The 17234-nt window shown below is 73.3% G+C and carries 16 protein-coding genes and 1 pseudogene; 9 read left to right on the top strand and 8 right to left on the bottom strand.

The window, feature by feature from the left end; genetic code table 11:
* Positions 1–63: 63 nt before the first annotated feature.
* The 3 genes from JEK78_RS20810 to JEK78_RS20800 all read right to left on the bottom strand — a co-directional run bounded on the left by JEK78_RS20810 (position 64) and on the right by JEK78_RS20800 (position 4985).
* Entirely contained in the window at positions 64–3060 is a 2997-nt protein-coding gene (locus JEK78_RS20810) for an SMC family ATPase (RefSeq protein WP_200261690.1), read from the bottom strand.
* 43 nt (positions 3061–3103) lie between these two features.
* Positions 3104–4267: an exonuclease SbcCD subunit D gene (locus JEK78_RS20805; protein ID WP_200261689.1), complete on the bottom strand. Its 1164-nt coding sequence runs from the start codon at positions 4265–4267 to the stop codon at positions 3104–3106.
* 91 nt (positions 4268–4358) lie between these two features.
* On the bottom strand, positions 4359–4985 hold the full coding sequence (locus tag JEK78_RS20800; RefSeq protein WP_200261688.1) for a YigZ family protein: 627 nt from the start codon (positions 4983–4985) through the stop codon (positions 4359–4361).
* Between the two features lie 185 nt (positions 4986–5170).
* Between JEK78_RS20800 and JEK78_RS20795 the strand changes: the two genes are divergently transcribed.
* Entirely contained in the window at positions 5171–5581 is a 411-nt protein-coding gene (locus JEK78_RS20795) for a CoA-binding protein (protein ID WP_200261687.1), read from the top strand.
* Between the two features lie 264 nt (positions 5582–5845).
* Here the strand turns inward: JEK78_RS20795 and JEK78_RS20790 are convergent, their stop codons facing one another.
* From JEK78_RS20790 to tuf, 5 genes are all read right to left on the bottom strand, one after another.
* Complete coding sequence (locus JEK78_RS20790; RefSeq protein ID WP_200261686.1) at positions 5846–6418, bottom strand: XRE family transcriptional regulator; 573 nt, start codon at positions 6416–6418, stop codon at positions 5846–5848.
* Between the two features lie 296 nt (positions 6419–6714).
* Complete coding sequence (locus JEK78_RS20785) at positions 6715–7470, bottom strand: acyltransferase (RefSeq protein WP_200264283.1); 756 nt, start codon at positions 7468–7470, stop codon at positions 6715–6717.
* A 114-nt stretch (positions 7471–7584) separates the two neighbouring features.
* The gene (locus tag JEK78_RS20780; protein WP_200261685.1) at positions 7585–8046 is read right to left on the bottom strand and encodes a DUF4442 domain-containing protein; all 462 of its coding nucleotides are present in this window, start codon (positions 8044–8046) and stop codon (positions 7585–7587) included.
* A gap of 136 nt (positions 8047–8182) precedes the next feature.
* Positions 8183–9028: a fused MFS/spermidine synthase gene (locus JEK78_RS20775; RefSeq protein ID WP_200261684.1), complete on the bottom strand. Its 846-nt coding sequence runs from the start codon at positions 9026–9028 to the stop codon at positions 8183–8185.
* Positions 9029–9196: 168 nt separating this feature from the next.
* Positions 9197–10366 carry an elongation factor Tu gene (tuf, locus tag JEK78_RS20770; RefSeq protein WP_200261683.1) on the bottom strand — a complete coding sequence of 390 codons (1170 nt, stop codon included), beginning with the start codon at positions 10364–10366 and terminating at the stop codon, positions 9197–9199.
* A gap of 297 nt (positions 10367–10663) precedes the next feature.
* Between tuf and JEK78_RS20765 the strand changes: the two genes are divergently transcribed.
* The 8 genes and pseudogenes from JEK78_RS20765 (at position 10664) to JEK78_RS20730 (ending at position 16835) form a co-directional block, all read left to right on the top strand.
* A complete protein-coding gene (locus JEK78_RS20765) occupies positions 10664–11554 on the top strand; it encodes a VTT domain-containing protein (protein ID WP_347341193.1) in 891 nt (296 codons plus the stop codon).
* Positions 11555–11883: 329 nt separating this feature from the next.
* Entirely contained in the window at positions 11884–12759 is an 876-nt protein-coding gene (locus JEK78_RS20760) for an undecaprenyl-diphosphate phosphatase (RefSeq protein ID WP_200261682.1), read from the top strand.
* A gap of 322 nt (positions 12760–13081) precedes the next feature.
* Positions 13082–13270 (top strand): annotated as a pseudogene (locus JEK78_RS20755) (MarR family transcriptional regulator); the annotation flags it as partial.
* A gap of 176 nt (positions 13271–13446) precedes the next feature.
* Positions 13447–13710, top strand: a complete 264-nt coding sequence (locus tag JEK78_RS20750) for an integrase core domain-containing protein (protein WP_200261681.1) — start codon at positions 13447–13449, stop codon at positions 13708–13710.
* Positions 13711–13735: 25 nt separating this feature from the next.
* Positions 13736–13888 carry a hypothetical protein gene (locus tag JEK78_RS20745; RefSeq protein WP_200261680.1) on the top strand — a complete coding sequence of 51 codons (153 nt, stop codon included), beginning with the start codon at positions 13736–13738 and terminating at the stop codon, positions 13886–13888.
* 228 nt (positions 13889–14116) lie between these two features.
* Positions 14117–14587, top strand: a complete 471-nt coding sequence (locus JEK78_RS20740; RefSeq protein ID WP_200261679.1) for a nuclear transport factor 2 family protein — start codon at positions 14117–14119, stop codon at positions 14585–14587.
* A 67-nt stretch (positions 14588–14654) separates the two neighbouring features.
* Positions 14655–16190 (top strand): apolipoprotein N-acyltransferase, encoded by a 1536-nt coding sequence (lnt, locus tag JEK78_RS20735; protein ID WP_200261678.1) that lies wholly within the window; start codon positions 14655–14657, stop codon positions 16188–16190.
* Positions 16191–16322: 132 nt separating this feature from the next.
* Positions 16323–16835, top strand: coding sequence for a DinB family protein (locus tag JEK78_RS20730; protein WP_200261677.1), 513 nt, complete (start codon positions 16323–16325; stop codon positions 16833–16835).
* The last annotated feature ends 399 nt before the right edge of the window (positions 16836–17234 follow it).

Here is a 17234-nt window from a genome sequence, read left to right as displayed (position 1 = left end):
CGCTCCACCCCGCCGGGCGAAGGACGGAGCAACGGCCGGGAGAGGTCCGGGGCGGGCCTTGGCTCAACGACCCGGGCCGCGGCGGCGAAGCTCCGAGCCGGAGCGTCCCTTGACGACCTCCAGTCGCGCGTGGACGCGCCGCCGCAGGTCGGGCACGTGGCTGACGATACCGACGCTGCGGTCCCGCTCCCGCAGGGAGTCCAGGACGTCGAGGACCTCGTCGAGGGTCTCCTCGTCGAGGCTGCCGAAGCCCTCGTCGATGAAGAGGGTGTCCAGACGGACGCCACCCGCCTCGTCGGTGACCACATCGGCCAGCCCGAGGGCCAGGGACAGCGAGGCGAAGAACGTCTCGCCTCCGGAGAGGGTCGAGGTGTCCCGCTCCCGCCCCGTCCAGGCGTCGACGACGCGCAGGCCGAGACCGCTGCGGCCACGACCGGTGCGATCGTCGGAGTGGACGAGCGTGTAGCGCCCCGCCGACATCCGCAGCAGGCGCGCACCGGCGGCGGCGGCGACCTGTTCCAGTCGGGCGGCGAGGACGTACGTCTCCAGCCGCATCCTGCGGACGTTGTCCGCCGAGGTACCCGCCACAAGGGAGGCGACTCGCGCCACCCGGTCGTGTTCCCGGCGCAGCGGCGCCAGGGCGCGCACCGCCTCCGAGGCGCGGGCGGACAGGGTGTCCAGCTCGGCCCGGCACCGGTCCGCGGCATCGTGGGCGGAGGCCGCCTCGCGGGCGCGCCGGCGCGCCCGCGCCGCGCCGAGCTCGGCCTCGGCCGGGTCGACGGGTGGGTGGCTCGCGGCCAGTGCCGTGGCCTCGTCCGTGAGCACGAGTCGCACCGCGGCTTCCTCTCGACGCCACTCCTCCGACCGATCGCGCAGGACCCGCCGGTCCGCGTCGTCGAGCAGCGCGCCGACCACGTCGCCCGGGGTGTCGAAACCGGCCCGGTACGCCGCGTCGGCGAGCCCGGCGTCGGCGTCCTTGAGGCGTTCGGCGGCCTCCTCGGCGACACGCGTGCTCTCCGCCGCCTCGGAGAGCCACCCGACCGACGTCTCCAGTCGGCTCGCGCGCGCGGACACGCTCTCCGCTTCGCCCCTTGCGCGCGCCAGCTCCTCCTCCAGTACGGCCCGCTCCTGCTCCAGGCGTTCACGCCGCGCGGAACGCGAGGCGGACCGCAGGGCCACCTCCCGAAGGCCGGCCTCGTGCTGCTCGCGTCGTCGTTCCGAACGGAGGGTCTCCTCGCGCGCCGAGGGCAGGTCGGCGGCCTCGTCGCGAGTTCGCGCGAGCAGCGCACGCAGTTCCTCGGCTTCCGCCGCGAGACGTTCGCGGGGGGCGTCCCCGGCCGTGGCGGACGCCGAGGCGAGTTCCTCCCGGAGGAGCGCGAGCCGCCGCCGGTCCGCGACGTGCCGATCCTCGGCGGCCTGGTGGGCGGAGAGGGCGGCCTCCTCGCCGGCGCGATCGACGTGACCGGTTCCTCTCGGGGCGGGAGCGGGGTGTTCCGCGGCACCGCAGACGGGGCAGGGACACCCGGGAGCGAGAGTGGCGGCCAGCTCGGCGGCGATGCCCTCCAGGCGACGCTCCTTGAGGTCGAGCCAGTGTCGCTTCGCCTCGGACGCCCGCTCGGCGGAGTCGAGGGCCGCCCGAGCCAGCGCCTCGCACTCGACGGCGAGTTCGTCCCGCCGGACGGCGGCGGTGAGCCGGATCAGCGTGTCCTCGGACCGGTCGGCGAGCCGATCGACCCGGTCTGCCGCCTCCCGCGCGGTGTCGACGCGCCGGAGGAGGGACTCGTGGCGCTTGCTCCACCCGGCCAGTCGATCCCGAGTCTCGGTCAGCAGAGCGTGATCGGCGTCCTCGGCACGGTCCAGGTCGGCTCGTTCGACGAGCAATTCGGCCAGCCGATCCTCGGCGCGGCGCGCCGCGTCCAGGGCGCCGAGTTCCTCGGCCGTCCGGCGGGCCGCGGCGGCCAGGGAGGCCGCGTCGGCCTCGGCGTACCGCGCCGGCAGCCGGGTACGCGCGTCGGCCTCGGCGGCGGCGGCGCGCCGGTGCTCGGCCTCGGCCGTCGCCCTCAGCGCGAGGGCGGGCCGCACCGTTCCCGCCTGGTGCGCGCGTTCCAGCCGCCGCTGGTCCTCGTGGTACGCCTCGGCTCGCTCCGCCAGCTTCTCGGCGCGCTCGCGGGCGTGGGCGTACTCCCCCTGGAGACGGTGTCGCTCGCGGACCAGGGCCAGTTCACGCTCGGCGGAGGCCTCGGCTGCCTCGGCGATCCGGAGGCGACTGCGGGCGACGGCCAGTCGCTCACGCAGGGTGGTGCGGGCGATCGCCGCCGCGGCGAGAATCTCCTCGGCGAGTCCGGGATCGCCAGGGGAGAGTTCGGGCAGCCACATCGCCCCGCCGGCCGCCTGCCGCATGCGGTGCGCGTCGGCGATCAGGGCGGTGTCACCCTCCGTCACCCGCCCCTCCGCGGCGCGTCGGAGATCGACCAGATGTCTCTCGACGTCGGCGAAGCGACCGGTGTCGAACAGACGCCCCAACAGCTTCCCGCGCGCCTCGGCGTCCGACCGGAGGAAACGCGCGAAGTCACCCTGCGGCAGGAGCACCACCTGGCAGAACTGGTCGCGACTCATCCCGAGCAGGGAGACGACCTCCTCCCCCACCTCCTGGTGGGAGCGGCTGAGGTCCCGCCACCTCCCCGCCTCGGCGTCGTACTCGCGCAGCCAGGTCTGCGCCTTGTCCACGGTGGTTCCCGAACCCCGCGTCTTGCGGCGTTCCCAAGGCGGTCGGCGGGTGATCTCCAGCCGGCGCCCGGCGACGGTCAGCTCCAGGCGCACCTCGGTGCGCACCCCGGGAGCGGCGTGGTCGCTGCGCAGGTGCGCCGCCTGGTGGCCCTGACGAGCGCCTGGCGGCGATCCGTACAGGGCGTGGCAGACCGCGTCCAGGACGGACGTCTTGCCCGCGCCCGTGGGTCCGTGGAGGAGGAACAGGCCCGCGGCGGAGAGGCTGTCGAAATCGACCGTCTGGTGACCGCCGAAGGGGCCGAACGCCGTGATCTCCAGACGGTGCAGCCTCATCGGGGCCCCTCGCGTCCGTCGTGCGAGGCGGGGAAGCGGGCGGTCACCCGGCCACCTCCCGTCGGACGCGGTCGGCCCGAACGGCGTCGAACGCCTCGCCCAGGACGGCACGTTCTTCCGGGTCGGCTGCCACGCCTCGGACGTGCGCCACGAAGTCCTCCGCGATCTGTCGGTCACCGCGACCGGCCAGTCGGCGGGCGTAGGAGACGGTGGGCTCCTCGTCGGGGCGCTCGGGGGCGAAGACGAGGTTCAGGATGTGCGGGAAGCGCGCCGTGAGCCGGGTCATCGCCTCGTCCGGGCGGAGCGGGTCGGTGAGGGTGGCCTCCACCCAGGAGTCCTCGTGACGGGCCAGTTCGGGGGCGGAGAGCAGCCACTCCAGGTGGCCGCGCAGCCGCGCCGAGGGCCGTGGCACCGGACAGTCGACGCGCTCGGCGCGGACCGCTCCGTCGGCGGCCAGGTCGACCAGCCACACGCTCTTGCGGTGGTCCGCCTCGGAGAAGGAGTACGGCAGCGGCGACCCCGAGTACCGGATCCGGTCGGTGAGGGTCTGGCAGCCGTGCAGATGGCCCAGCGCGACGTAGTCGACCCCTTCGAAGACGCCCAGGGGAACGGCGGCGACGCCTCCGACGGTGATGTCGCGTTCGCTGTCGCTCGGCGCGCCGCCGGTGACGAAGGCGTGGGCCAGGACGACCGAGCGAGTGCCCGCGGGCCGCGTGGCCAGGTCGGCGCGGACCCGGTCCATGGCGGCGGCGAGCACGGCCTCGTGGCCGATTCGGTCGACCCCGAACTCGGCCGCCACCAGCCCCGGCTCCAGGTAGGGCAGCCCGTACAGCGCGACGTCGCCGTGGGTGTCGCCCAGGAGTACCGGAGCGCCGATGTCCGCGGGGGCGGTCCTCAGGTGGATCCCGGCCCGCCCGATCAGCCCGGCACCCACTCCCAGGCGGCGCGCGGAGTCGTGGTTGCCGGAGATCATCACCGTGGGGACGCCCAGGGCGGCCAGCCGGTGGAGGGTGTCGTCGAAGAGCTCGACGGCCGCGAGCGGGGGGACGGCCCGGTCGTACACGTCGCCCGCGACGAGCACGACGTCGACGTCGTGCTCCCGCACCGTCTCGACCAGGTGGTCGACGAACGCGGCCTGGGCGTCGAGCATGTTCACCCGGTGGAAGGACCGGCCCAGATGCCAGTCGGACGTGTGCAGCATTCTCATGGTCCCCCGAGACTAGCCGCCGGTTCCGACCATCGTCCTCCCCTTCGGTTCCCCTCTCGGGGAGAGGCGGCCCCCCGCTCTCGCGCGTGGCTCACGGGGCGTCGGCGAACACCTCGCCGCCCACGGCGAGCGTCGCCGTGCCGGCGGTGGCGTCGGCGAGCCAGGACCCGAACGCCTCCAGCTCGGCGTCGGGCAACCCGAGCTCCAGGGTGACGAACTCCCCGTAGCGCACGTCCCTGACGACCCGGCCGGCGGCCCGCAGGTCGTTTTGGAGCCTGCCCGCCCGCCGGTGGTCCACCACGACGGCGACCAGTCGGAACCGGCGCCGGGTGAGGGTGCCCACCGCGTCGAGGGCCTCACCGACCACGCCACCGTAGGCCCGTATCAGCCCTCCCGCGCCGAGCTTGACTCCACCGAAGTGCCGGGTGACCACCGCCACGACGTAGCGCATGTCCCGCCGCAGCAGCATCTGGAGCATCGGGAGGCCGGCGGTGCCCCCCGGCTCTCCGTCGTCGCCGGAGCGCTGAACGGCCGCGTCCGCGCCCACGACGTAGGCCCAGCAGTTGTGGGAGGCGTCCGCGTGCTCCCTGCCGACCCGCGCCACGAAATCCCGGGCCGCCTGTTCGTCGGCGGCGGGTGCGAGCGCGCAGCGGAAGCGCGACCGGTTGACCTCGATCTCGTGCACGCCCGCGCGCGCGAGCGTGCGGTACTCGTCCATCCGAACACCCTAGCCTCCCGCCCGCCCCGCGACGCTTCCCCATGGTCTCGACCGAAACCCGGACCCCGGCCGCGGGTTCCCCGAGTCGAGGGAAGCCCCCGGCGGCGTCCCCGGCACTCCGGAGACGGGAACTCCCGAGGCACCCTCGCCGTTGTACGGACGACGGCAGACGAAGGAGGGTGCCGGTGTACGGCGACGACACGAGTGTCCGCAGGATCCTCACAGAGCTGGGCGACACCTGGGCGGTGGTGGGTCTGTCCGGCAACCGTCGGCGCGCCGCGTACGGCGTGGCCGGCGTGCTGCGACGGCACGGCAAGCGGGTCGTACCGGTGCACCCCCGGGCGGAGGCGGTGCACGGTGAACCGGGCTACGCCTCGCTGGCGGACATCCCCTTCGACGTCGACGTCGTCGATGTCTTCGTCAACAGTTCGCTGGCGGGGAGTGTTGCGGACGAGGCCGTCGCCAAGGGCGCCCGTGCGGTCTGGTTCCAGTTGGGCGTCGTCGACGAGGCCGCCTTCGCACGGACCCGCGCCGCCGGGCTGGAGATGGTGATGGACCGGTGCGCGGCCGTCGAACTCGGCGCCCTGAGTCGGTGACCCGGCGGGTCACCGACCGCGCCCCGGGCCGGGGCTCGGCCCTCGACGCGGACGAGAGGTCCTGCCGGACGTTCCCGGGCCGCATGAGGTCGTGGCCGCGGTGGGTCGCGTCCTCGGGTGTCCGAGACCAAGAGGGCGAGGCCGCTCGGTTCCGGTCGTGTGGAGGACGTCGGGCCCGGCCGGATGGGCACTCGGTGCGCGTCTTGCCGATGTTCCGCGAGCCGGAGTGCGGTGGCCGGAGTTCATGCCCCGCGCCGGGGTCGCTCAGCGGACGGGTGGAACCGACACGGCCATGACCCACTCCACCGGGACGTCGCCCTCGTTGCCGTAGGCGTGGTCCGTGTCGGCCGCGAAGGTGGCGCTCGCGCCCGCCGGTACGCGGTGGGCCGACCCGTCCACAGTGAGGGTCAGCTCCCCCACGGTGACGTGCACCAACTCGACCGTGCCCGCGGGATGCGGGTCCGAGGCGCTGCTCTCGCCCGGCACGAGGCGCCAGTCCCACAGCTCCAGCGGGCCGGGCGCCTCCGCTCCGGCGAGCAGTCGGCTGTGGCTCCCGGCATCGGTCTGCCAGAGCCGTACGGCACGCTCGGCGGGGACGACCCGGACGGTCGGCCCCTGCCCGTAGTCCAGCAGGGTGGTGACGCTGATGCCCAACGCGTCGCCGATCTTCACCACGGTGCCGATGCTGGGGTTGGTGCGGGCCTGCTCGATCTGGATGAGCATGCCCCTGCTGACCCCGGCGCGCGCGGCGAGCGTCTCCAGGGTGAAGCCCCGGTCGGCCCGCCAGCGCTTGACGTTGCGTGCCAGGGACTGGGCCAGCAGGTCGAGGTCCGCCACGTTCCGTCCAGTTGTCGCCGAGATGGTCCACGACCGGGGACCGCCCCTGGGACGTCGGTCGTCCTCGGCACTCTACTGCGGGGCGCCGAGACCGGGACAGTCGCGGTCGGTCGGCGCCATCCCGCGAGTCTCCGGGCGGGATGGCCGACCGGGTGCCCGGCCGTGCCCCGGCACCTCGAGGGAGGGAGCCCCGCGGTGCCGGGGCACGGCGGCGGACCGGGGCCCGCCGGTCGGGTCCTGTCGCAAGGCGCGGACCTCCGACACCGCGTCACGTCGTACGGCCTCGGTCCGGGGGTTCAGGCGTCGGCGTCGAGCGGGGTCGGGTCGGACGCGGAGGGAGCCGGGGCCGCCAGGGAGCAAAGCTGCTCCGGCGTCATGCCGGCGGGTATGGGGACGGGTGCCGGCGTGCGCAGCGGGGGCTGCCAGCCGGTTTCCGGGTTCCATCGGCGCACGACTCGGGCGGGCGCGCCCGCCACGACCGCGTGGTCGGGTACCTCGCCCCGGACGACGGCTCCCGCCGCCACCACCACGTTCCGTCCGATCCGGGCGCCGGGCAGGATCGTGGCGCCGGTACCGACCCAGCAACCGGGGCCGATCTCCACCGGCCTCATCCGGGGCCACTGTTTGCCGATGGGTTGATGCGGGTCGTCGTAGGAGTGGTTGGTGGAGGTCACGTAGACGTAGGGGCCGAAGTAGCAGTCGCTTCCCACGGTGACGGTGGTATCGGCGATCACGTGGCTGCCGCGGCCGAGCACCACGCCGTCGCCGATGCGCAGGATCGGCTCGGGGCCGAGGTCGAGGTCGGGCATGAGGCCGGCGGTCAGCGTGACCTGTTCGCCGATGACGCAATGCGCGCCCAGCTCGATCCACGGCTCGCCGAAGACGGTGCCGAGGGGGAAGGCCAGCCGGGTGCCCGGACCGAGCGAGCGGAAGCGGAGGCGCCCGGGGTGTTCGGCCGTGACCGAGCCGGTGCGCTGCACCCAGGCCCAGCTCGCGTGGACGGCGCGCTGCCCGAGGCCGCGCCACCAGGACGAGAACGTGTTCTTGGGCATCCGCACCCGCTCACGGTACTCAGCGCGCCTCTCGGCCGGGCGAGGAGAAGGCTGTGATCTTCACCCCACGGGGCCCGGGCCCCGGCCTGGCGGGGCAGGCCTCGTCCCGATCGGTCAGGAGTTGGGGCGCAGGGTCCAGATCACGGTCATCTCGCCCGACACGGCACCGTCCTCCCGGGTGATCGCGATGCTCACCGGGAACTCCGGGCGCCTGCCCTCGTCGAGCTCGGCGACGACCTCCCCGGCCGGGCGTCCGAGCGTCGCCGTGGCCGTCACCGGCCCCATGGCGACCTTCTTGTAGTCGATCTCGGCCCGCACCGCGAGCGGGACCGCGCGCGAGAGTTGCTCGCCGAAGGCGGTGAGGACGATGGCCCCGCTGGCGGACTCGGCCAACGTGAACATGGCGCCGGCGTGGGGGCCGCCGAGGTGGTTGTGGTAAGCGGGCTGGTCCGCGAGTCGGAGCACGGCCCGCTCCGGGGTCACCTCGACGAACTCCAGGTTCAGGGTGCGCACCATCGGGACCGCTGTGGCCAGCATTTCGCCCATCGAGGAGCTGTCGACTGTCATGCACGACATATTACCGACGGGTAGTAACGCCGGCCAGCCCTCTCCGACCTCGTCCCTCACCGGGCGCCCACCACGGCGGTGCCCCCGCCGCGAGCCCGGTCGCCGAGCGGTGGCGCGGAGGAGCACGGCCGCGATCGACCCGCCCTCAACCGAGGCGGAACGCCCCCTCCGGCGGCTCCGGCGAAGGGACCGCGTCCTCGTCTCGAACGGGGGCCGCACCCCCGACGAGGTCCCGCAACGCGTCGCCGCGCACCACCCTGGCCGGGAAGGCGTCGGCGGCGATCCTTCGGGACAGGCCCACCGTGTCGACGGGCCGGTGGGCCGCCACGAGCACCAGGTTGCCGAACCGGCGACCGCGCAGCACGCCGGGCTCGGCGATGACCAGTACCTCCTCGAATACCGTTCGGAAGGTGGCCAGTTGGGAACGGACGAACGCGAAAGGCGTGGCGTCCGCGAGGTTGGCCAGGTAGACGCCGTCGCCTCGCAGCACACGCTCGGCCTCGCGGGCGTACCCCAGCGAGGCGACCTCGGCCGGTACCCGGGCGCCGCCGAAGACGTCGGCGACCAACACGTCGGCCGACTTCTCCGGCGCGTCGGCCAGCCAGGCGCGGGCGTTCGCCACGTGCAGGGCGACGCCACAGGCGTCCGGCAAGGGCAGCCGCTCCGCGACCAGCTCCCACAGACGCCTGTCCACCTCCACCACGTCCTGTCGCGAACCCGGCCGGGTGGCCGCCAGGTATCGGGGCAGGGTCAGGGCCCCACCGCCGAGGTGGAGTGCGTCCAGGGGCAGCCCGGGGGGCGCGACCACGTCCAGGACATGCCCGAGCCGCCGGGTGTACTCGAACTCCAGATGCTCCGGAGCGTCCAGGTCGACGTAGGACTGCGGGGCTCCGTCGACGGTCAGCAGCCAGGCCCGCGCCCGGTCCACGTCGGGCAACAGCCGGGCGGTCCCGCGATCGACGGTCCGGCTGACGGCGGTCGACTCTGTCACCTCTCCATTGTGCCGCGAGGCCGAGGCCGCGCCGCTCCGGCCCCGGTCACGGCCCGGGACCGGGCGGCGCGGGCGTCGAAGTGGGGCCGCCGACGCCCTGTCGGGCGGCCTCGACGACCAGGAACGGCCGACTCCGGCGCCGAGGCCCCACTCCCCGGGCGGGAGACCTCACCCCACGGCGGTCACGGTGCCCGAGGCGACGGTCCGGCCGCCCTCGCGGACGGCGAACCCCAGACCGGGCTCCAGGGGTGTGGCACGGCCGAGCTCCACCGCCATGGCCACGCTGTCACCGGGCCGTGCCACACCGGTGTCACCCAGGTCGACTCGGCCGACGACATCGGCGGTACGCAGGTGGAACTCCGGCCGGTAGCCGGTCACGACGGGCGTGGAACGACCGCCCTCACGGGCCGTCAGCACGTACCCCCGGGCGGTGAACCGCCGGGACACGGTGGTGGAACCAGGCGCGGCGACCACGTGTCCGCGTCGGACGGCGTCCCGCGGCACGCCGCGCAGCAGCAGGGCGATGTTGTCTCCGGCCCGCGCCTCCGCCATCGTCTTGCCGAAGGTCTCCAGACCGGTGACCACCGTGCGGAGCCCGGCGTCGACGACCTCGACGGGGTCGCCGAGCCGGACGGCCCCCCGCTCGACCGCGCCGCTGACCACCGTGCCCCGGCCGGTGACGGTGAACACGTTCTCCACCGGCAGCAGGAACGGGGCGTCCAGGTAGCGCTCGGGCATGGGCACGTAGGTGTCCACCGCGTCGAGGAGCGCCTCGATCGCCGCCGTCCACCGAGGTTCCCCGCGCAGGGCGCCCAGCCCGGAGACGCGCACCACGGCCGTTGTCTCGCCGCCGTAGCCGTGCGACTCCAGCAGCTCACGCACCTCCATCTCCACGAGGTCGGTCAGCTCCTCGTCCGCCGCGTCGGCCTTGTTGAGCGCGACCACGATGTGGTCCACACCGACCTGCCGCGCCAGGAGCACGTGCTCCGCGGTCTGCGGCATGATCCCGTCGAGCGCCGACACGACCAGGATCGCGCCGTCGAGTTGGGCGGCGCCGGTGACCATGTTCTTGACGTAGTCGGCGTGGCCCGGCATGTCCACGTGGGCGTAGTGCCGGGTGTCCGTCTCGTACTCGACGTGGGCGAGGTTGATCGTGATGCCGCGCGCGGCCTCCTCGGGCGCGCGGTCCATCCTGTCGAACGGCACGAACGTTCCGGCGCCGCGGTCGGCGAGCACCTTGGTGATCGCGGCGGTGAGCGTGGTCTTGCCGTGGTCCACGTGGCCCATCGTGCCGATGTTGAGGTGTGGTTTGGTGCGGACGTACGCCGTCTTGGACATGGCGATGCGATCCCTCGAAGCTGGGTGGGAAGCGGGACCCCCGGTGACTGGCCGACCCTCCCCCTGCGGGGTCCGCCGGACGATCCGGGGAGGGTCAGCTTCGGGCGCCGCCGGAGGCCGCGGAAGCGATCACGGCAGCCTTCCGGGCGTCCGCCGCGAGGGCGGACGCGTCGAGGAGGAAGGCGTGCCGGAACATGACGTCCATGGTGCCGACCCGGCTTGAGGTCGTCGACAGGTTTTTCTGCGGGGCCGGTCCCGAACACGCGCCCTCCGCAGGAAGTGCTCACCAGGAGAGCCATGACAAGCGCCACAGGGCCCGCCGCCCGACCCCTGGGCTACTGTCGCCGGATGCTCGACCCCACCACCGTGCCCCGAGCGATCGCCGGCCCGATCGTCACACGGACCGCCCCCGCCCTCTGCCCGGACACCCCGGGCCCGTTCCGCCACGTCGGGGGAACAGGCCCCGGGGCCGGGGGGAACGGAGCCACCGCCGGCACCGACGCCGGCTCGGACACCCGCCACACGGCGGACGTCGCCGTGCCTCGGGCCCCGTGGCCGCGGTTGGCCGTCCTCCTCGTCCTGCTCGCCTCGGCCGCCTTCGCGGCCGTGTCCGTCGGTCCGGAGCGGCTGCTCACGGTCGGCCCACCCTCGTTTCAGGGTGGCGCCGCCGCGGCCCTCGCCTACGCGGCGGCGTACGGGGTTCTCACCGTCGCGTTCGTCCCACGCCCGCTGCTCAACCTGGGCGCGGGCGCCCTCCTCGGGGGTGGGCTCGGCCTGGCCGCCGCCCTGGTGGGAACCGTGCTGGGCGCGGGGATCGCCTTCTGCATCGGACGCGCCCTCGGGCAGGACGCCCTGCGCTCCCTGCTGCGCGGCCGGTGGCTGCGGGCCGCCGACGGGCAGCTCAGCCGACACGGTTTCCGCTCCGTCCTGGCCGCTCGGCTGTTCCCCGGCGTGCCGTTCGCCGTCACCAACTACTGCGCTTCGGTGTCCCGGATGGGTCTGACGCCCTTCCTGCTGGCCACGGGCGTCGGATCGATCCCCAACACCGCGGCGTACGCCGTCGCGGGCGCCGGCGCGACCGCCCCCGCGTCGCCCACTTTCCTGATCGCGCTCGCCTGCGTCGCCGTGCCGGGGCTCGCGGGCGCCCTCGTGGCCTGGAGCAAGCGGCACCGGCTCCGGAAGAGCTGACACATCGCCCGTCCACACCGTTCGGGGATCGCGCCCGCCACCGGGATCGGGCACCGCCGACCAGGCACCCGAGCGCGGCGGGACCGGGGCACGGCCCCGCGAACCCCGGCCGCGCACCGCCGCCCCGCCTCGCCCCCCCGCCGGCGCGCGTCCCGGCTTCGGCGCCTCCGGGATCTCTCCCCTCGCCGAGCACGCTCCCGCCCCTGTGCGCGACCCGTCACCCGAGGGCGCTACGCTGCCCCCGACACGCTCGCACCCGATTTCCCGCTCGCGGCGTCCGGAGTGTGTCCATCGACCGTTTCACGATCGGCACTTGGACTCCGTTCTTCATGTCTTGGTTTGAATCCCTCATCCTCGGACTCGTCCAGGGGTTGACCGAATTCCTGCCCGTGTCGTCGAGCGCGCACCTGCGGCTGACCGCTGCGTTCTCGGGCTGGCAGGACCCCGGCGCCGCCTTCACGGCGATCACCCAGATCGGCACCGAGGCGGCCGTGCTCATCTACTTCCGCAAGGACATCGGCCGGATCCTCGCGGCGTGGACCCGGTCGCTGACCGACAAGGGGATGCGCCGCGACCCCGACGCGCGCATGGGATGGCTGGTGATCATCGGTTCGATCCCGATCGGCGTGCTCGGAGTGACGCTGAAGGACCAGATCGAAGGCCCCTTCCGCGACCTGCGGATCACCGCGACGATGCTGGTGGTCGTCGGCATCGTCATCGGTGTCGCCGACCGGATGGCCGCACGCGACGAGAGTGGCGGGCGGCACCGGGCGGCCAGGCCACGCAAGGAACTGACGGACCTCGGCGTCAAGGACGGACTGATCTACGGGCTGTGCCAGGCGGCGGCCCTGATCCCCGGGGTGTCGAGGTCGGGGGCGACGATCAGCGGCGGCCTCTTCATGGGGTATCGACGGGAGGCGGCGGCACGCTACTCCTTCCTCCTGGCCATCCCCGCGGTGCTCGCCTCCGGGCTCTTCGAACTCAAGGACGCCATGGACGACGATCATGTCTCCTGGGGACCCACCATCTTCGCGACGTTCGTCGCCTTCGGCGTCGGCTACGCGGTCATCGCGTGGTTCATGAAGTTCATCTCGACGAAGAGCTTCATGCCGTTCGTGTACTACCGCGTCGCCCTCGGAATCGTCATCATCGTCCTGGTCAGCATGGGTGTGCTGAGCCCGCACGCGGGCGAATCCGGCGGCTGAAACCGGGCCCGCACAGGTAGCGCTATCTGGCATTTCCCAGCGCCTGATCGCAGCACCACGCCATGATCATCTCCCACTCGTCTCCCACCTGGGAGACGGGATACTCCCCACGAGTACTCCAATGCGGTTTCGTGACGCACCCGACGGCTGCGGGGGTGAGCCATCGTCGGCACAGGTCGCGGTGGGCTTCTGCATGACGGCGCGGGCCGCAACGGAACGGAAAGTACGGCGGCCGACGGCTCCGATGTACACCCGGGGGCGAGTTGCGGCAGATGCGGCATTCCCGTGGTCCGGCGCGCCGGAGGAATGTAGCGTCGCGATCATGGAAATACTGGCCGGATCCACCACCGACCAGGCACCGGCGAACCCGGCCGCCACCGATGACATGCTGGCTACTCAGCCGGTCGGCTACTGGTGCGGCCTGACCCAGACGGCCGGCACCCGGCATCTGCGTGACGCCATGGCCAGGATCGACGTCACGCAGCCGCAGTACTGGGTTCTCATGAACCGCCCCGGGTGAAGTGGAGGCTCGGTTCCATGTAAGGATTGAGTCATGGCACGACCCTCCCGTTGCCCGCTTGAGCTCCGCCGTTGTGCGGTGCGCATGGTCGCCGAAGTGCGCGACGACCACTTGAATCCGCCGAGTACACGTCAGAGGCGTACAACACCCTGTGTGACCGCCTGGGCGTGGTGCAGTCCATGGGGCGGGTGGGCTCCGCGCTGGACAACGCCGCCGCGGAGTCGTTCAAGTCGCTGATCAAGGTCGAGTACATCCACCGGCACCGGTTCGCCACCCGCACCGAGGCCCGCCTGAAGATCGCCACCTGGATTACCGGGTTCCACAACCCACGACGCAGGCACAGCGCGGCCGGCGGCCTGCCGCCGGAGGAGTTCGAACGGAGCATCACCGAAGCACGCAAGAAGAGCGACCAGAGGTGCCAGGCCGCATAGGAGAGGTCTCTACGAAACCAGGGGATTGACAGCCGACGTCAACCTCGACCTGGTGGCGGCCCACCGCGCATCACCCGGACGATCCGCTGTGGCCCTGGAGTCGCCGAAGTACGGGCCCGCACCCGCCTGCCTGATCGCGGACAAGTCCGACCCCGAGGAGCGCCCACCCTGGCGGTGATGCCTGGCGAGCAGTCGACCTTGTCCATGCCCGGCGGCGGTCGCCCGTCGCGGTCGACTTGGAGACATCGGCCGCTCCTCGTCGGCGCGGCCCTCCGATCGAGCACCAGGCCCACGCCGATTCCGGCGGGGTCTTCGGCGGCCCGGTCTGCGCCATGTGGGCGACGCCGGGCCGGCGAATGCCGCCGGACCTCTTGGCCCGGCCCCTGCCCTGGCCAACACTGGGGTGATGACGCAGCGCATCGATCTCGCCGACACCAGGGACCGCATGGCGGTGGACCGGCTGGTCACCGACTACGCGGTCGCCGTGGACGACGGGGACTGGGCGGGCTACCTGGCCCTGTTCGCGCCGGGCGGTCGCGCCGACTATCGGTCGGCGGGAGGCGTCGAGGGTGACGCGGCGGCGGTGGCCGACTGGTTGGCCGAGGCCTTGGGCCCGTTCCCGGTCCGGCAGCACCTCGTCGTCAACCGTCGTGTGCGCTTGGGCGAGTGGGCACGCGACGTCGGCGACACGGCCGAGGCGGACGCCGACTACGTCAGCCCACTGGTCCCCGGGGGGCGGGGCGTCACGGGGCCGGAGGTCGTCTCCGGTGGCCGCTGCTCCTTCGCGTTGCTGCGGACGGCGCAGGGGTGGCGACTGACCCGCGTGGTGGTACGGGAGAAGTGGCGGCGCCTCGGTGGAGCCGCGACCCCGATGTGATCGACTGGGGCGACCCCCGACCCACACCAGCGGGTGACCGTCGGGGGCTCGATGGGGAGGAGACCACGTGCGGACGGTGGAGCGACGGCTCGGTTCCCCTTGGTCCCGGCGTGTCGGGGCGCTTCTGTGCGGCGCCCTGCCCGTTCTGGCCTTTCCCGCTCCGGCGCTGTGGTGGTGGGCTTGCCTCTGCCTCGTTCCCTGGCTGCTCCTCGTCCGGACGGCTCCGACCGGGCGCCGGGCCGCGTCCGAGGGATGGTGGGGCGGGTTCGGCTTCATGTTGGCGATGCACCACTGGCTGCTTCCCAACCTCCACGTCTTCACCTTCGTCGTGGCGGCGCTGCTCGGATCGCTCTGGGCACCGTGGGGGTGGTCGGTCCGCGGCATGCTGGGCGGCGAGCCCTCGCGTGTCCGTGCCGCGGCGGCCATGCTGGTCGTCCCCGCCGGCTGGCTCATGGTGGAGTCGATCCGTTCCTGGGAGGGGCTCGGCGGGCCGTGGGGCATGCTGGGGGCGAGCCAGTGGCAGGTCTCGCCTGCTCTGCGAGTGGTCTCCGTCGGCGGGGTCTGGGCGATCAGCTTTCTGCTGGTAGCGATCAACGTGGGCGTCACGGTCCTGGTCTCGGTGCGCCGAGCCCGCGTCCCCGCCCTGGCCGGGTTGGCCGCGACGGCGGTGGCGATCTCCGCCGCATGGATCTGGGCGCCTCGGCCGCGGGCCGAGGGTCGGGTCGCCGTGGCGATCGTGCAACCCGGCGTCGTCGACGGGCCCGAGCGACGGTTCGACCGCGAGGAACGGCTCACCCGCGGGCTCGTCGGTCGGGATCCGGACCTGATCGTCTGGGGCGAGAGCAGCGTCGGGTTCGACCTGGACGACCGGAACGACCTGACCCGACGGCTGGCCGCACTGTCGCGCGAGACCGGGGCCGAGATCCTGGTCAACGTGGACGCCCGCCGGTCGGGGCGGCCCGGCATCTTCAAAAGCTCGGTGCTCGTGGGTCCCGACGGACCGACCGGAGACCGGTACGACAAAATGCGTCTGGTGCCGTTCGGCGAGTACATCCCCTTCCGCTCCCTGCTGGGATGGGCCGCCTTCGTCGGCGAGGCGGCTTCCGAGGACCGGCGGCGGGGCACCGAGCAGGTGGTGATGACCACGGCGGGTGGACTCCGGATCGGGGTGACCGTGTGCTTCGAGACGGCCTTCCCGGACATGAGCCGGCGTCTTGCCGCCGAGGGCGCGCAGGTGTTGGTCGCGCAGTCGGCCACGTCGACGTTCCAGCGAAGCTGGGCGCCCTCCCAACACGCGTCGCTGGCGGCGCTGCGCGCCGCGGAGACCGGACGCCCGATGGTCCACGCCACCCTGACCGGGGTCTCCGCGGTGTTCGACGCCGAGGGCGCCGGCGTCGGACCGACGCTGGGCACGGACGCCGTCACCTCGCACCTGTACGAGGTTCCCCTCGCCCGGGGGACGACTCCCTACGTCCGGATGGGCGCCTGGGTGGTGTACGGGGCGCTGCTGGTACTGACCGTCTGGGGGGCGGTCGACGGTGGGCGGGCGCTGCGCGCCCGCCGGACCGACGGCGCGTCGGGGACGAACCCGGCGCGTGACTGACGCGCTCTCCGCCCCGGTACACCACTTCACCCCGCTGGCGCGGAAACGGCCCCAACGCCTCTGCGCCGCACGAACGCCGGAGACGCGGAAACTCGCTGGCGTGGGACGCTTGGGCTGGGTGACGATCTCCCCATGACGATCGAACGACACGAACCCGCCGCCGACGCCGACGAGCGTCGCATGCTGGAAGGCTGGCTCGACTACCACCGCGAGACCCTCGCCTGGAAGTGCGCGGATCTGACCGACGCCGAACTGCGCACCGCCTCCGTTCCTCCCTCCGAGCTCACCCTGATGGGCTTGGTGCGGCACATGACCGAGGTGGAGCGCATCTGGTTCCGTAGGGTGCTCGCGGCCGAGGACGCCGGGCCCCTCTACTTCGACGACGAGGACCCCGACGGCGAGTTCCACATGACGGAAGCCGACACCTGGGCGGAGGCGTCCATCGCCTGGCGGGGCGAAGTGGACGCCGCGCGCGGGCGGGCGGCGCGGTTCACGCTGGACGAGCCCTCGCTGGGCGTGGCCCGGGCGACAGGACGTCCCACGACCCTGCGCTGGATCTACACCCACATGATCGAGGAGTACGCCCGGCACAACGGCCACGCCGACCTGCTCCGCGAGAGCCTGGACGGGGTCACCGGCGACTGACTTCACCGTCCGAGGCGAGGCGTCCGCCGCGCGGGGATCACCCGTGCGGGGCATCCTCCGCCTCTCGGCTGTCGCCGGGGGCCCGCCAAGCAGCAAAGTGGCGCGCGTGCATCGAACGTGGACCACGACACCTCTGGTGATCACGGCTCTCGCCACCCTGGCGAGCTGTGTCACCGTCCAGGCTCCGACCGCAACGCCGTCGACGCCGGGGACGCACCCGGCGGCCTCGCCACCACACCGGCAGGACGCGGCCGACCCTCGTCTCGTACGAGCCCCGGCGCACGAGGCCTTGGAGCTGATCGCTCCCTCCCCCGGCACCCGCGTCCCCGGGACGGCCTCCCCGAGCGCCTCCGCCCCGGTGGGGCAGGGAAGGACACCACCGGAGGCGACACCGACCGC

Source organism: Streptomyces sp. HSG2 (assembly GCF_016598575.1).
Lineage (GTDB): Bacteria > Actinomycetota > Actinomycetes > Streptomycetales > Streptomycetaceae > Streptomyces.
Note: the sequence above shows the minus strand (reverse complement) of the source record. Positions and strands in the feature narration are given on the sequence as shown.

Coding starts and splice junctions, on each gene's coding strand:
- JEK78_RS20810 (WP_200261690.1), bottom strand. CDS start 3,060: ATGAGGCTGCACCGTCTGGAGATCACGGCGTTCGGCCCCTTCGGCGGT.
- JEK78_RS20805 (WP_200261689.1), bottom strand. CDS start 4,267: ATGAGAATGCTGCACACGTCCGACTGGCATCTGGGCCGGTCCTTCCAC.
- JEK78_RS20800 (WP_200261688.1), bottom strand. CDS start 4,985: ATGGACGAGTACCGCACGCTCGCGCGCGCGGGCGTGCACGAGATCGAG.
- JEK78_RS20785 (WP_200264283.1), bottom strand. CDS start 7,470: ATGCCCAAGAACACGTTCTCGTCCTGGTGGCGCGGCCTCGGGCAGCGC.
- JEK78_RS20780 (WP_200261685.1), bottom strand. CDS start 8,046: ATGTCGTGCATGACAGTCGACAGCTCCTCGATGGGCGAAATGCTGGCC.
- tuf (WP_200261683.1), bottom strand. CDS start 10,366: ATGTCCAAGACGGCGTACGTCCGCACCAAACCACACCTCAACATCGGC.
- JEK78_RS20765 (WP_347341193.1), top strand. CDS start 10,664: ATGACAAGCGCCACAGGGCCCGCCGCCCGACCCCTGGGCTACTGTCGC.
- JEK78_RS20760 (WP_200261682.1), top strand. CDS start 11,884: ATGTCTTGGTTTGAATCCCTCATCCTCGGACTCGTCCAGGGGTTGACC.
- JEK78_RS20740 (WP_200261679.1), top strand. CDS start 14,117: ATGACGCAGCGCATCGATCTCGCCGACACCAGGGACCGCATGGCGGTG.
- JEK78_RS20730 (WP_200261677.1), top strand. CDS start 16,323: ATGACGATCGAACGACACGAACCCGCCGCCGACGCCGACGAGCGTCGC.